Here is a 14407-nt window from a genome sequence, read left to right as displayed (position 1 = left end):
GTAAGCGTCGTCTGAGTACCGTCTGGTCCCGAATCCAGGATCCTGTAACTTAAGCACCCACTTATTTTGCAGGTGGACACCTCATGCGCGCTAAAGAAAGACTTCCCCGGAAACACTATTCCCCTGAATTCAAAATGGAACTGGTCAGGCTGGCTCTTGAAGAAGAAGGCAGTATTGCCGCACTGGCCCGGAAACATGACGTCAATGATAACCTGCTCTTTAAATGGATAAGGCTCTGGCAGCGTGAAGGGCGGGTCTGTCGGCCCCGAAAAAACTCATCGTCGCTTCCTGCCCTGATACCCGTGCAGCTTCAGGCGGGCTCTTCTCTCCCAACCTTCGAACTACCATCCTGCTCTCCTCCCGCTACCTGCCACATAAAATGTCGGGGAGGAGAAATAACACTGACTCATCCCTCTGCTGAACTCATGAGCACTGTCCTGCGCGAACTGATGCGGGGGCCGGTATGATAAATCTTCCCGCAGGCACAAAAATCTGGCTGGTTGCCGGTATCACCGATATGCGCAACGGCTTCAATGGCCTCGCCGCAAAGGTGCAGACCGCGCTGAAAGATGACCCGATGTCCGGCCACGTCTTCATCTTCCGGGGACGCAGCGGCAGTCAGGTAAAACTGCTCTGGTCCACCGGCGATGGTCTGTGCCTGCTGACAAAGCGACTGGAACGTGGTCGCTTCGCCTGGCCCTCAGCCCGCGATGGCAAAGTGTTCCTGACGCCGGCGCAACTGGCGATGCTGATGGAAGGTATCGACTGGCGACAGCCAAAGCGGTTACTGACATCCCTGACCATGTTGTAGCGCTCTTTATCCTGGTTGTCGCAGAATAAGCCTGGTAAAATACAGGCTTATGAACGATACCTCTTCTGACGACATCCTTCTGCTGAAACAGCGCCTGGCCGAACAGGAAGCGTTGATCCACGCCCTGCAGGAAAAGCTGAGCAACCGGGAACGCGAAATAGACCATCTGCAGGCGCAACTGGATAAGCTGCGCCGGATGAACTTCGGCAGTCGTTCCGAAAAGGTATCCCGCCGTATCGCGCAAATGGAAGCTGACCTGAACCTGCTGCAGCAGGAAAGCGATACGCTGACCGGCCGGGTGGATGACCCGGCAGTGCAGCGCCCGCTGCGTCAGACCCGCACCCGCAAACCGTTCCCTGAGTCACTCCCACGGGATGAGAAGCGGCTGCTGCCGACTGAGCCGTGTTGCCCGGAGTGCGGTGGTTCGCTGAGTTACCTGGGTGAGGATGCCGCCGAACAGCTGGAGCTGATGCGCAGCGCCTTCCGGGTTATCCGGACAGTCCGTGAAAAGCATGCCTGCCGTCGGTGCGATCGCATCGTTCAGGCCCCGGCTCCTTCGCGCCCCATCGAACGGGGGATCGCCGGACCGGGGCTGCTGGCCCGAGTGCTGACCTCAAAGTATGCAGAGCACACACCGCTGTATCGCCAGTCGGAGATCTATGCCCGCCAGGGTGTAGTGTTGAGTCGTTCTGTACTGTCGGGCTGGGTGGATGCGTGTTGTCGTCTGCTGGCACCGCTGGATGAAGCCCTTCAGCACTATGTCCTGACCGACGGCAAACTCCATGCTGACGATACGCCTGTCCCGGTGCTGTTGCCGGGCAATAAGAAGACGAAGACCGGGCGCTTATGGACGTACGTTCGAGACGACCGCAACGCCGGATCAGCGCTGGCCCCCGCAGTGTGGTTCGCTTACAGCCCGGACAGAAAAGGTATCCACCCTCAGACCCATCTTGCAGGCTTCAGTGGCGTACTGCAGGCTGATGCCTACGCCGGGTTCAACGAGCTCTACCGCGACGGCCATATAAAGGAAGCCGCGTGCTGGGCCCATGCCCGCCGAAAAATCCACGATGTTCACGTCCGTACCCCGTCAGTCCTGACGGAGGAGGCGCTGAAACGGATCGGCGAGCTGTATGCCATCGAGTCGGAGATCAGAGGTAAAAGAGCAGAGGAACGGCAGGCAGTCCGGCACCAAAAAGTGCTGCCGCTGCTGGCGTCACTGGAGGGGTGGCTGCGGGAGAAACAGAAAACCCTCTCAAGGCACTCAGAACTGGCGAAGGCGTTCGGGTATGCGCTGAACCAGTGGCCGGCGCTGATCCGCTATGCAGAAGATGGCTGGGTGGAGGTGGATAATAACATTGCCGAAAACGCCCTACGACGGGTCAGTCTGGGGAGAAAAAACTGGCTGTTCTTCGGCTCGGATCATGGTGGTGAGCGCGGTGCGTCACTGTACAGTCTTATCGGGACGTGCAAATTAAACGGCGTGGATCCGGAACGCTATCTGCATTATGTACTTGATGTCATCGCCGACTGGCCTGTGAACCGGGTGGGTGCTCTGCTCCCGTGGCGGGTTACTCTGCCTGCCTGACCAGCTTCACTTCGTCAATACGGTTCTCACTGCACGCTTACTGAGAAACTCCCGGTTCACACGCATAACTCGGGATCTTGCTGGAGAGAGTAACCCAGTGATTTTGCCCTTCGTTTAAGCCCGTCGAGTACGCGATTACGGTAGCGCTCTTCATAATAATCCGCGCCAGGATCGACATATTTCTGACCGTATTTAAGGGCATTGTAGAACAGTATTGCCAGTTTTCTTGCCGTTGCAGTGACTGCTTTTGCTTTCCCGATACGGGATGATAATCGACGATAAAAAGCACCCAGCGCTGTATCGCTCCGGCCAATTGTTGTGGCTGCCAGTCTTAGTGCAGCAGCAATTCGACTGGATGAACGCCGTGTTTTCGAGGACAGTACTTTTCCACCGGAGATCTTATTCCCCGGGGACAAACACAGCCACGAGGTAAAATGGCTCGCATCCGGCCAGCGATTCATGTCAGTACCGCATTCGGCAACGAATTTTAGTGCCAGATAAGGTCCGAACCCATGTATCTGTGTCAGGTCTGCTCCGGTAATTTTCCAGAGTAATGGCCTGACATCAAAGGAAAGCTGATTGGGCTGTTTTGTACGATGTCTGGCGGAGGGCAATACTCCTTCAGGCTCTTCAGTTCCGGTGCTGAGCTGCAATAATGAAGTTTCGATTTGATCATCACACTCACGGATTTTTTCCTGGTAAAAATCGAAAAATGCCACCGACTGTTCAAGTGCAAAAAGATGTTCAGGCTGCCAGTTCCCTGTCAGTGCCTGTTGAAGAACCTCTGGCGTCTTTTTACATCTGACATCACGATACTGGATCAATACTGAAGGATCGCGCTCACCACTGACAATAGCTCTGACGATTGAAAGACCGGTAACGCCAGTAATATCCGATACGGCATGATGCAATTGAACATTCATCTGCATCAACGCCTTCTGCATATGTTGGATATGAGCAGCCCGGTATTCAGTCAGGCGTTCCCGTTGTCTCAAATAAGACCTGAGTACGGAAATGTCGTGTTCAGGTCTGAAACTGGCCCGAAGAAGGCCAAATGAATGCAGCTTCTGCAGCCACTGTGCGTCATTGACATCAGTCTTGCGACCGGGAACATTTTTTGCGTCTCTGGCATTAACAAGGATCACATTGAAACCCGCAGCCTCAAGGATCTCAAAAGCAGGCAACCAGTAAACGCCAGTGGACTCCATGGCAATGGTCGTAATGTGACAGGTTTTGAGCCAGTCGGACATCCGATGAAGGTCGCCAGTGAAACTTTGAAAAGTTCTGACCGGCTCGGCGTCAGCATCCGGTGGAACGGCGACTACGTGGAATTCAGCGCCAATATCAACGCCCGCAGCATGAGGATGGATAACAGACATTCGGGAGGATTTTTTCATGGAAATCTCCTTGCTCATTTTTCGATGAACGAAGGAGGGGACGACGGAGAAATCACCTTCCTGAACGGGATCAAAGTCACCACTGCCGGATCCGCCACAGTCCCTGAACCATGTTTTTTTACGGGGTCATACCACCAAAAGGCCGACGGCTGCTTCCTTCGCTAAATTAGCCTGCCAACTTTTCCGGGGAGTTTCTGAGACTCAGGACGGGGTTTCACCCATGGACAGTTTTTTAATATGTCCCGTTCGTCGGTAACCCGTTTCAGCTCTTTCTGGAGACGGCGGATCTCGGCCTGAGCATCTGACTGTTCTTTATTAGTGGAAGAATCCGGACCGTACTTCTTTATCCAGGCGTAAAGGCTGTGGGTGGTGATATCGAGACGTGTTGCAACGCTGGCAACAGAATAACCGCGATCAACAACCTGTTTGACTGCTTCAGTTTTAAACTCTTCGGGATAACGCTTACCGCTCATGGGCACCTCTCTTTAAGCCATCTTAAATGACTCTGAGGTGTCTGTTAAACCCATGGCGATTCAGTAGTCAATTCCTCACCATTCAAAACCATCCGCTGGATCTTCGTTAGCTTCAGAGCGTCTGCCACACCTTGTTAGTACGCAGTAATTCCTCTTCCTCGACGCATGCGCCTGCGTGCGCACGCTTTCTGCGGCGAGCGGATGATATTGACTGAAGCATGCAGCAGACTTTCAGTTGGATGCTGAACTGAAAACGGCTACATTTTGATCGGCTTTGCAATTTTTAAGGTGGTTTGCAATTTTAATGTTGCTTTGCGATTTTTATCAAGATTTAATAGATTAATGCAAAGATGATAACAAGGAACAGAGAATGGGACTGATGGAAACGCTTGACCAGTGCATTAATGCTGGTCATGAAATGACGAAAGCTATCGCGATTGCACAGTTTAACGATGATAGTCCGGAAGCTAGGAAAATTACCCGTCGCTGGCGTGTGGGTGAGGCCGCCGATCTGATTGGTGTTTCTTCTCAGGCAATCCGTGATGCCGAAAAAGCAGGACGCCTTCCACATCCTGATATGGAAATGCGTGGACGGGTGGAGCAGCGGGTGGGCTACACCATTGAACAAATCAATCATATGCGGGATGTATTTGGCACCCGTTTGCGCCGTCCTGATGACAGCGTTCCGCCCGTTATTGCGGTGGCAGCACATAAAGGGGGGGTTTATAAGACATCGGTATCTGTCCACCTGGCACAGGATCTGGCGCTGAAAGGGCTGAGGGTACTACTTGTCGAAGGGAATGATCCTCAGGGCACAGCCTCCATGTACCACGGTTGGGTTCCTGATTTGCATATCCATGCCGAAGACACACTGTTGCCTTTTTATCTCGGTGAGCGCGATGATGCAGCCTATGCCGTCAAATCCACCTGCTGGCCGGGTCTCGACATCATTCCGTCATGCTTGGCTCTGCACCGCATTGAAACAGAGCTCATGGGAAGGTTTGACGACGGAAAACTCCCGACAGAACCCCACATGATGCTTCGCCTGGCCATCGAAACGGTGGCTCATGATTATGATGTCATTGTTATCGACAGTGCACCGAACCTCGGTATTGGTACCATCAATGTTGTTTGTGCTGCGGATGTACTCATTGTGCCAACGCCAGCTGAGTTATTCGATTACACCTCTGCCCTTCAGTTTTTTGACATGCTGCGCGATCTGTTAAAAAACGTGGATCTGCAGGGTTTTGAGCCTGACGTCAGAATTCTTCTGACCAAGTACAGCAATAACAATGGCTCGCAGTCACCCTGGATGGAAGAACAGATCCGCGATGCCTGGGGAAGCATGGTACTGAAAAACGTTGTACGCGAGACCGACGAGGTCGGTAAAGGTCAGATCCGTATGAGAACAGTGTTTGAGCAGGCTATCGATCAACGCTCGTCTACAGGAGCCTGGCGAAATGCGCTGGCTATCTGGGAGCCTGTTTGTAATGAAATTTTTGATCGCCTGATTAAACCTCGCTGGGAGATCAGATAATGAAACGTGCTCCAGTTATTCCAAAACATACCATAAAAGATATTCGCCCCGAAACTGAGCCGTCAGCGGCACCCGCTGCACCGATGGTTGATTCATTAATCGCACGTGTAGGAGCCATGGCTCGTGGAAATGCCATACTGCTTCCAGTTTGCGGCCGGGAAGTGAAATTTATTCTGGAAGCCATCCCGGGCGAGAGTGTTGAAACGGCATCGAGAGTCTGGTCAGGTAATGAACGAGACCAGGAACTACTGACCGAAGACGCGCTTGATGATCTAATCCCCTCTTTCATCCTGAGTGGTCAGCAGACGCCTGCGTTCGGACGACGGGTAGAAGGTGTCATTGAGATTGCAGATGGTAGTCGCCGTCGTAAAGCCGCCATTCTGACATCATCGGATTATCGTGTTCTCGTCGGGGATCTCGATGACGAACAGATGATGGCTTTATCACGGCTGGGTAATGATTACCGCCCTGTCAGTGCTTATGAACGGGGCAACCGCTATGCAAAGCGGTTGGAAAATGATTTTAACGGCAATATCTCTGCTCTGGCTGAAGCTGAGAATATTTCCCGTAAAATCATCACGCGTTGCATCAACACGGCCCATTTGCCAAAATCAGTGGTTGCCCTGTTTACTCACCCTGGTGAACTTTCCGCCCGCTCTGGGGAGGCGCTGTATAAAGCATTTTCGGGAAAAGAAGCTTTATTGTTGCAACGGACACAACAGCTTCATGAGCAAAAGAAAGCGGGAGTTATCTTTGAATCCGAGGAAGTTATTGGTTTACTGACAGATGTTCTGAAAGAGCCATCAGGTAAAAAAGTTAACCTTAATACCCGTCATCAATTTGTACCTGGTGCGACAGCCCTATACAAAGGCGATAAGGTGATTTTTAATCTCGATAAATCTCGTTTACCTGCCGAATGTATCGAGAAGATAGAAAGCATACTGCGTGACTTACAAAAAGTTTAGCCTGTTTAATGTTACAAGCGAGCGTTATCATTAATTTCAAATATCCTTAATGCGTTACATGCTGCTTCGGAATATATACATCCGAAGCAGCTATTCTCTGCACTATAACACCAGTGGTGTTAAAAAGGTCTGTTTTCTTATCTCAACCTGATTGTTACCATAATCTAAGATCTAGTTTCTGCTACTTTTTCTTAACTAGTTCCACGGTTCACCCCTCAGCCTGCATATCAGAACTCAGACGGTAACCCATCCCGGAATACTGATTCCACACACCAGATTAACTGGGACCACGGTCCCACCTCCTACTTGCGTGGCAAAACTCACCCGCTAATCCCGCCCGGAATACGGATTCCACACACCAGATTAATGGGACCACGGTCCCACCTCCTACTTACGTGTCAGAACTCACCCGTTAATCCCGCCCGGAATACGGATTCCACACACCAGAATAACTGGGACCACGGTCCCACCTTCTACTTGCGTGGCAGAACTCACCCGTCAACCCCAACCGGGAATATCGATTCCACACGCCGGATTCACTGGAACTATGGTTCCACTCTGTTCAGCTGTTTTTATCACAATACCGATTTTAAGATTGTTACAGTGATTCCTGTATTCGGTGCGTAAGAAGATTATGTTCGTTTTGTTCCCTGGTGCTTCCTCGCTCACTCGCGGGCTTCGCCCTGTCGTTCGGCTGCGGCGAGCACTACTGATTCTCTCTGAAAGGGGAATTTAACTGAACCTAGCAATGGGGATATCTTTCCAACGGGTGGTGTAAGCAGGGGAGAGCATATCGCGTTTCATCTGCCAGGAAGGCGCAATCCCTCGGCTGGTAAACCAGACCTGTCCCAGACCGGAATGATTAATATCATCGAGAACCTTCATTAGCTCAGCGCGGTGAGGACGTGGCGAACGTTCGTCAAACAGCTGCAGCTGCGAAACGCCGGAGCCGGTGAAGTCATTCAGCATCACACCGGCTTTGGCATACCGGTGCCCGTCCTTCCAGATGCGCTCCAGAGCCGTTGTGGCGGCCGCAATGATGTCCCGGGTGTCCTGAGTGGGGGTAAGCAGTTTCTCAGTGGCCACGTTGCCGTAGTAAGGCTCTTTAACGGCGAACGGAGACGTTTTGATGAATACGGAAATATGCCGACAATACTGGCGCTCTTTACGCAGCTTTTCTGAGGCCCGCTCTGCGTACTGACAGACAGCCTGCCGCAGCGAATCGTACTCCGTGATTTTCTCTCCAAAACTGCGGCTGCAGACAATCTGCTGTTTCACTGGCGGGGCTTCCTCAAGCGACATGCAGCTTTCCCCGTTCAGTTCGCATACTGTTCGCTCGAGAACGACGGAGAAATTTTCCGGATGAAGGCCGGGTTCGCCTGGGCCAGATCGAGCGCGGTCCTGATGCCAAGGACATTGAGCTTGCGTGCAATACGGTTTCCCACGCCCCAGATCTCTTCGACCGGCTGCAGTGAAAGCAGTTTCCGCGTTCGCTGTGGATTCCCCCGGGTCAGGGCGAGCACACCACGAAACTGTTTCCACTCTTTAGAGGCCCACTGGGCTGATTTAGCGAGGGTTTTCGTCGGTCCGGCACCCACGTCGATGGTCAGACGGGTACAGTCATACACGTGCTGGCGCAGCTGCCGGCCGAAATCCTCCAGGTCCATGCAGTGCTCCACACCGGTCAAGTCAAGGAACATCTCGTCGATCGAATACTGTTCCACCCTGGGGGCCAGCTCCTCCAGGCAGTTCATCACGCGCGCCGACATCGAGGCATTTATGTGGAATAGAAAATCAATATAAATAATGCATGCTTTAAAAGATTACTATGAACTAAAAGCATACGTCCGAAATTGTTACCACATATCAAGATTCACAACTAATAATTTCGTATATTAATCCTCCAAGGCAGGTAGTCAGCTATCTGTTTGGCTTCCCTGATGCGATGGTAAAATGAAAAGACCACCGTTATGGGTTTAATAAAAAGATGCAGTCTTCTCCAGCTCAGCATGTTAGAAGGATTTTTCAATGGATGTTGAAATCAAATACTGCAATAACATAGATAACGCTTGCATTACACTCTCTGAAAATAAACTTAACATTAAGTTCGCTCCAAATGGCACGGGTAAAAGCACCATATCACGTGCCATTTTGCACAGTGTTTCTCGTGATGCCGCTGGTCTTAACAGTCTGCTACCTTTTAAGTTTCGAGCAGTGAATCCCGACGATTTTCAGCCCAGTGTAACGGGTACAGAGCAAATTCAGGATGTAATGTGCTTTGATGAAAAGTACGTGTCTCAGTTCACATTTCAGCCTGATGAACTGATTAGTAACAGCTTTGACATCTTTATCAAAACAGAAGCCTACAACCAAACGGAGCGAGAGATCGACTCGATGGTAATGGCAATCCGGCAGGAATTCAGTGGTAATGATGAGCTTGAGCTATTTATTACACATCTTCAGGAGCTTAGTGGTGCGTTCAAGCTGACAAGCAAGGGCTTATCTAAAGCCTCTACGGGGATGAAGGGGTTGGCAGGGGGTAACAAGCTTCAGCATATTCCCTCCGGGCTAGAGCCTTATCAGCCATTTATTCAGAGTCATCGTAATGTAGAGTGGATCGAGTGGCAGACCAAAGGGTATGAAAATTTCTGCTCACTCTCTGAGGGATGCTGTCCTTTCTGCACAGGTGATTCTCACGAAAAAGCAGAACAAATTAGCAAAGTAAGCGCTGAATATGACAAAGCAGTGATCAAAAATCTGGTTGGTATCATCACAGTACTTGATAAATTAGGCGAGTATTTTTCCGAAGCCGCACGCTCCCGTCTGAGGGAAATAACGACGTTACAGGGAGGATTGGAGAAGAAGCATGAAGACTACCTTGTTACCGTAAAGCAGCAGACAGAAAATCTTCTGGCCATGCTCTTAACATTAAAAACCCTGAACAGTTTTACTTTTAACGACGCCGGAAATATTCGTGCCTCTTTAGCCTCTTTTCGTTTGGATGTGAAGTATTTTTCCGAGCTGCAATCTGATAAAACTCTTGCAACAATTGGGAGACTGAACGCCTCGTTAGATAGCCTCATTTCCCAGGCTGGTTTGCTGCAGGGGCAAATCAACAAGCAGCGCGCTGGCATGCAGCGGCTCATTCAGAAACACAAGAAGGATATCAACACTTTTCTGGCATATGCGGGTTACCGCTATCAGGTAGATATATCTGGCGATGGAGAACAGTGCCGTCTTAAGCTTCGCCATGTCGACTATACCGACTATCTCAGTGGAGGTAGCCAACATTTGAGCTACGGCGAGCGTAATGCCTTTTCGATCGTTCTTTTTATGTACGAATGCCTGGCTCGTAAGCCCAACCTGATTATTCTCGATGATCCTATCTCTTCGTTTGATAAAAACAAAAAATTTGCCATCCTGGAAATGTTGTTCCGCCGTGACTCATCTGAGTGTTTGAAAAACCAGACGGTACTGATGCTTACACATGACGTTGAGCCAATCATCGATACTCTGAAGTCGGTGAAGAAGTTGTTTAGTAACCAGGTTACTGCATCCTATTTACGTTATAGCACTGGCACGATAACTGAATTACCTATCCGCGAAAGCGATATTCTGACGTTTGCCCAAATCTGCAAAGTGGTTCTCGAATCCGACTGTGATGACCTGATCAAGCTCATTTATCTTCGCAGGCATTATGAAATCATGGACAATCGAGGTGATGTTTATCAGGTACTTTCTAACTTATTTCACCGCCGAGAGGAACCAATCGACACACGCCTACCTCTGATTGAAGGAACAGGGTACCCGATGATGGACCCGGAGAGCTTCCTTAATGGATGCAGTTTAATCACTAAAAATATTTTTGGTTTTGATTACCCCCATATGCTGAGCTTGCTGAATGATCCTGACAAAATTCTGTCGTTATATCGAAGCTGCACGAATGGCTATGAAAAACTTCAGGTGTTCCGACTACTGGAACCTGAGGCCGATAACCGTGTCATTCGCAAGTTTGTGAATGAAACCTATCATATTGAAAACGAGTTTATCTGCCAACTAGACCCCACACGATTCGATCTTATCCCGGAATACGTTATTGTTGAATGTGACAGGCTGCTCCTTAATATCGGGGCGTCGAACGATGATGCTGAACTGGAAACGGCCTGAGCGTATGGTCTAGATGTAACTCTTCTTAGCAGTGAAGGTGAGTAGTAATACTCACCTACTTGGATCTCCAATTCAATTGAGCCTGCTGATAAGCACGCCTTTTTGGCGAGAAACAGAAGCCTCTAAAGTTGGGACATGCGAGACATGGCGCTTTTTATGCCGCCAGATAGTATCTTTCTGGCCCTGTAATGACAAAAAGCTGATTTTCGTTAACAATAACCCTGTTTAAATATCCAGATAAAAACATTTCCTCTGGGTCAAATGAGTGATACAGTTTCACCCATAAGACCCAATGGAGGCAATATGTCTGAATTTGAATTACTGGCGCAGGATCTGCTTGAGAAAGCAGAGGCGGAAGAACAACTGCGACAGGAAAATGATAAAAAGCTGCTCGGGCAGGTGCTGGAAATCTATGACCAGAAGTACGTGGCTGAACTGCTTAGAAAAGTTGGTAAAAATGAGTGGAGTCGCGAGACTCTTAATCGCTGGATTAATGGTAAGTGCTCACCTAAGTCGCTGACGTTAGCCGAAGAGGAACTTCTACGAAAAATGCTTCCGGAAGCGCCTGCTCATCACCCTGACTATGCCTTCCGGTTTATTGACCTGTTTGCTGGCATTGGAGGTATACGGAAGGGCTTCGAAACCATCGGTGGCCAGTGCGTTTTTACCAGTGAATGGAATAAAGAGGCTGTGCGCACATATAAAGCTAACTGGTTTAACGATGCTCAGGAACACACTTTCAATCTCGATATTCGGGAAGTCACGCTCAGTGATAAACCTGAAGTACCTGAAAACGATGCCTATGCTTACATTAATGAGCATGTGCCGGATCATGATGTACTTCTGGCAGGTTTCCCCTGTCAACCGTTCAGCCTTGCGGGTGTAAGCAAGAAAAACTCGCTCGGGCGCGCGCATGGTTTCGAATGTGAGGCTCAGGGAACGCTCTTCTTCGATGTGGCGCGTATTATCCGCGCAAAAAAACCTGCCATCTTTGTTCTTGAAAACGTTAAAAACCTGAAGAGCCATGACAAGGGTAAAACCTTTAAAGTCATCATGGATACCCTCGACGAACTGGGCTATGAAGTTGCGGATGCAGCTGAGATGGGCAAAAACGATCCTAAAGTTATCGACGGAAAGCACTTTTTACCTCAGCACCGAGAACGTATCGTTTTGGTCGGTTTCCGTCGTGATCTGAATATTCACCAGGGTTTTACCCTGCGCGATATTAGTCGTTTTTATCCGGAACAGCGTCCGTCATTTGGCGAACTGCTGGAACCCGTGGTTGACAGCAAATATATACTGACGCCGAAACTCTGGGAGTATCTCTATAACTACGCCAAAAAGCACGCAGCTAAGGGTAACGGATTCGGTTTTGGCCTCGTTAATCCTGAAAATAAAGAAAGCATTGCCCGTACGCTTTCTGCTCGCTATCACAAAGACGGGTCTGAAATTCTGATAGACCGTGGCTGGGATATGGTCACAGGTGAAACAGACTTCGCGAACGAAGAAAATCAGGCGCATCGGCCCCGCAGGCTGACTCCACGAGAGTGCGCGCGCCTTATGGGTTTTGAAAAAGTAGATGGCAGGCCTTTTCGCATTCCTGTGTCAGACACTCAGTCGTACAGGCAGTTCGGTAACTCCGTAGTGGTGCCCGTGTTTGAAGCCGTAGCCAAACTGCTTGAACCTTATATCCTGAAAGCGGTTTATGCCGATTCGTGCAAGGTTGAACGAATCTGAACGCTCCTCCCGGTATTTATGCCGGGAGATTATCTATGGAATATCTGCGTAAAGCCCTGTCAGCTCAGCAATAAACGCGCCTAGCGTCATTAGCTCAGCTCTCACCGCCTCCGGGTATTTTTTGTGCAGAGATGATGGCACGACCAGTCTGACACCCGACTCCCGCATCTCCCGATATTGAGCCAGAGAAACTCCCTCCTGGAGTGTAAACAGATGCACCTGATGAATTTTATCGGCCTCATTCAGTATCTGACGCCAGCGATCCTTACAGGTAGTCTTGACTGCCAGCATGCGCAGATTTTCTACGGGAAACTCAGTATCGTGGTAAGCCCCTGCGGAAGGGAAAAGGAAATCGGGCTTTTTATTACCTTCTGTGACGGCCTGCGTCGCAAAGTGTCGCAGGCCGTGCTCAATGAATAGATGCTCCAGGTGCAGTTCCAGCGACTTCCCGGCTCTGGATTTACGGCGATTGCTGACAGAATTGGCCAGCGCAATAAATTCATCCACAGAGCCAAATCCTTTTCGGATGATATCCAGAACATGCAGTTCCTCAACCAACAGAAATATGTCGTACTCCACGCGCCGGCGGTCAAGAAGTTGCTCATCCGGATCAAGGGAATTTTTCACATAATGGCTGGCTGCATACTGAATAATTTCACTTCCCGACGGAAAGCGCAGGTGCCAGTCTTCAGGTAGAATATATTTATGATTTACTGGCGCTTGCTGTAGAGATAGTCCGCCAAGAATCTGTCCTGCGGGGCCGGATATAAGCGCTCCGGGTATAACTTCACCAATAGCGGTCTCAATGACGTCCTCTTCATCAGTGCTGGCGCATACCCAAATATTTACTTCCTTACAGTCCCCCCCTTGCTCATCAAGCTTGAAAGCCAGGAGCGTCAGAGCCCCTGTATTTTCAGGATCCTGAAGTGGGCTGCCTCTACCCCAGCGGGTAATCCTTTTTTCATTCCGGGTTTTACCAAAATGACGGCTGTTATAATAAATTGCCCGGGCTTCGCTGTCTGGGCAATCATGCGATGACACATGTGCGGTGAGAAAAACCGAAGGGTTCAGTTCACGGGTATGGTTGATAGACGGAAACAGTTTTTCAACGATACCTGAAGGGATATAAAGCCCTACCTGGTGACCACCTGTTGCGCCGGTATCGTTGGCGGAAAGGCGTTTGATGTAGACGAAGTAATTCTCACATGCGATCTCAAGTAGCCAGTTGTGGAAAACCGACATAAGCATCCCCTGTTACCCTGAAACTCTACTCACCATTTTTTCATAATTATATACAAACAGCCAGAAAGGCTGTTACAGGCGATTTGATCTGCAACCTATTGGTTAATATGCTCTGATGTGCGCAATCTTCGTTTTTTGCTCATATTGGTTCATTTTATCCTCCGGATTTACCGGTTAATTTTGCAAGAGCCTGTTCTACTTTTTTAATATCCTGCTCTACAATGGCTTTCTCATCAGGCGTGAGCGGGACCTCTTCGAGATAACGCCTGATAGATGTTTTACTCTCCAGCATCAGTCCGCGCGCACTGTCTTTCAGCAGATTAAAATCGCAACCAATGCAGGCCATTCTGTGCGGGCAACTGCTCCAGAATGGATTCATGCAGAAGGACTCACCGGTAATGACTCCAACTTACTGATAGTGTTTTATGTTCAGATAATGCCCGATGACCTTGTCATGCAGCTCCACCGATTTTGAGAACGACAGTGACTTCCG

General features: G+C 49.8%; 10 protein-coding genes and 3 pseudogenes. 7 read left to right on the top strand and 6 right to left on the bottom strand.

The window, feature by feature from the left end; genetic code table 11:
* Positions 1–83 precede the first annotated feature (83 nt).
* From tnpA to tnpC, 3 genes are read left to right on the top strand one after another with little or no spacing between them, the layout of a single operon-like run.
* Complete coding sequence (gene tnpA / locus OGY13_RS25035) at positions 84–467, top strand: IS66-like element accessory protein TnpA (RefSeq protein WP_001201739.1); 384 nt, start codon at positions 84–86, stop codon at positions 465–467.
* The gene (tnpB, locus tag OGY13_RS05525; protein WP_000609174.1) at positions 464–811 is read left to right on the top strand and encodes an IS66 family insertion sequence element accessory protein TnpB; all 348 of its coding nucleotides are present in this window, start codon (positions 464–466) and stop codon (positions 809–811) included. Before tnpA ends, tnpB begins: the two co-directional genes overlap by 4 nt.
* A gap of 49 nt (positions 812–860) precedes the next feature.
* Positions 861–2396 carry an IS66 family transposase gene (gene tnpC, locus OGY13_RS05520; RefSeq protein ID WP_001000409.1) on the top strand — a complete coding sequence of 512 codons (1536 nt, stop codon included), beginning with the start codon at positions 861–863 and terminating at the stop codon, positions 2394–2396.
* A gap of 56 nt (positions 2397–2452) precedes the next feature.
* On the opposite strand, the gene OGY13_RS05515 is transcribed toward tnpC, so the two are convergent.
* Together OGY13_RS05515 and OGY13_RS05510 are read right to left on the bottom strand one after the other, a co-directional pair.
* Complete coding sequence (locus OGY13_RS05515; protein ID WP_008786676.1) at positions 2453–3793, bottom strand: IS110 family RNA-guided transposase; 1341 nt, start codon at positions 3791–3793, stop codon at positions 2453–2455.
* A 230-nt stretch (positions 3794–4023) separates the two neighbouring features.
* A pseudogene (locus OGY13_RS05510) lies at positions 4024–4266 on the bottom strand (transposase); the annotation flags it as partial.
* A 370-nt stretch (positions 4267–4636) separates the two neighbouring features.
* On the opposite strand from OGY13_RS05510, the gene sopA reads away from it, so the two are divergent.
* On the top strand, positions 4637–5803 hold the full coding sequence (gene sopA / locus OGY13_RS05505) for a plasmid-partitioning protein SopA (RefSeq protein ID WP_022652317.1): 1167 nt from the start codon (positions 4637–4639) through the stop codon (positions 5801–5803).
* Positions 5803–6768, top strand: a complete 966-nt coding sequence (locus OGY13_RS05500; RefSeq protein WP_022652318.1) for a ParB/RepB/Spo0J family plasmid partition protein — start codon at positions 5803–5805, stop codon at positions 6766–6768. The genes sopA and OGY13_RS05500 overlap by 1 nt, the downstream gene beginning before the upstream one ends.
* A gap of 732 nt (positions 6769–7500) precedes the next feature.
* Here OGY13_RS05500 and umuC read toward each other — a convergent pair.
* A pseudogene (gene umuC / locus OGY13_RS05495) lies at positions 7501–8555 on the bottom strand (translesion error-prone DNA polymerase V subunit UmuC); the annotation flags it as partial.
* Between the two features lie 241 nt (positions 8556–8796).
* Here umuC and OGY13_RS05490 point away from each other — a divergent pair.
* Both OGY13_RS05490 and OGY13_RS05485 read left to right on the top strand, forming a co-directional pair.
* Positions 8797–10935, top strand: coding sequence for an AAA family ATPase (locus OGY13_RS05490; RefSeq protein ID WP_022652236.1), 2139 nt, complete (start codon positions 8797–8799; stop codon positions 10933–10935).
* Positions 10936–11238: 303 nt separating this feature from the next.
* The gene (locus OGY13_RS05485) at positions 11239–12672 is read left to right on the top strand and encodes a DNA cytosine methyltransferase (RefSeq protein ID WP_022652237.1); all 1434 of its coding nucleotides are present in this window, start codon (positions 11239–11241) and stop codon (positions 12670–12672) included.
* 33 nt (positions 12673–12705) lie between these two features.
* On the opposite strand, the gene OGY13_RS05480 is transcribed toward OGY13_RS05485, so the two are convergent.
* From OGY13_RS05480 to OGY13_RS05470, 3 genes and pseudogenes are all read right to left on the bottom strand, one after another.
* The gene (locus tag OGY13_RS05480) at positions 12706–13914 is read right to left on the bottom strand and encodes a type II restriction endonuclease (protein ID WP_032430834.1); all 1209 of its coding nucleotides are present in this window, start codon (positions 13912–13914) and stop codon (positions 12706–12708) included.
* Positions 13915–14068: 154 nt separating this feature from the next.
* Positions 14069–14308, bottom strand: a pseudogene (locus OGY13_RS05475) (tyrosine-type recombinase/integrase); the annotation flags it as partial.
* Between the two features lie 15 nt (positions 14309–14323).
* Positions 14324–14407 (bottom strand): IS1 family transposase (locus OGY13_RS05470; protein ID WP_032083315.1); only part of this gene is annotated, 84 nt, incomplete at its 5' end.

The organism is Citrobacter sp. Cpo045 (assembly GCF_030332875.1).
Classification (GTDB): domain Bacteria; phylum Pseudomonadota; class Gammaproteobacteria; order Enterobacterales; family Enterobacteriaceae; genus Citrobacter; species Citrobacter portucalensis.
Note: the sequence above shows the minus strand (reverse complement) of the source record. Positions and strands in the feature narration are given on the sequence as shown.

Coding starts and splice junctions, on each gene's coding strand:
- tnpA (WP_001201739.1), top strand. CDS start 84: ATGCGCGCTAAAGAAAGACTTCCCCGGAAACACTATTCCCCTGAATTC.
- tnpB (WP_000609174.1), top strand. CDS start 464: ATGATAAATCTTCCCGCAGGCACAAAAATCTGGCTGGTTGCCGGTATC.
- tnpC (WP_001000409.1), top strand. CDS start 861: ATGAACGATACCTCTTCTGACGACATCCTTCTGCTGAAACAGCGCCTG.
- OGY13_RS05515 (WP_008786676.1), bottom strand. CDS start 3,793: ATGAAAAAATCCTCCCGAATGTCTGTTATCCATCCTCATGCTGCGGGC.
- sopA (WP_022652317.1), top strand. CDS start 4,637: ATGGGACTGATGGAAACGCTTGACCAGTGCATTAATGCTGGTCATGAA.
- OGY13_RS05500 (WP_022652318.1), top strand. CDS start 5,803: ATGAAACGTGCTCCAGTTATTCCAAAACATACCATAAAAGATATTCGC.
- OGY13_RS05490 (WP_022652236.1), top strand. CDS start 8,797: ATGGATGTTGAAATCAAATACTGCAATAACATAGATAACGCTTGCATT.
- OGY13_RS05485 (WP_022652237.1), top strand. CDS start 11,239: ATGTCTGAATTTGAATTACTGGCGCAGGATCTGCTTGAGAAAGCAGAG.
- OGY13_RS05480 (WP_032430834.1), bottom strand. CDS start 13,914: ATGTCGGTTTTCCACAACTGGCTACTTGAGATCGCATGTGAGAATTAC.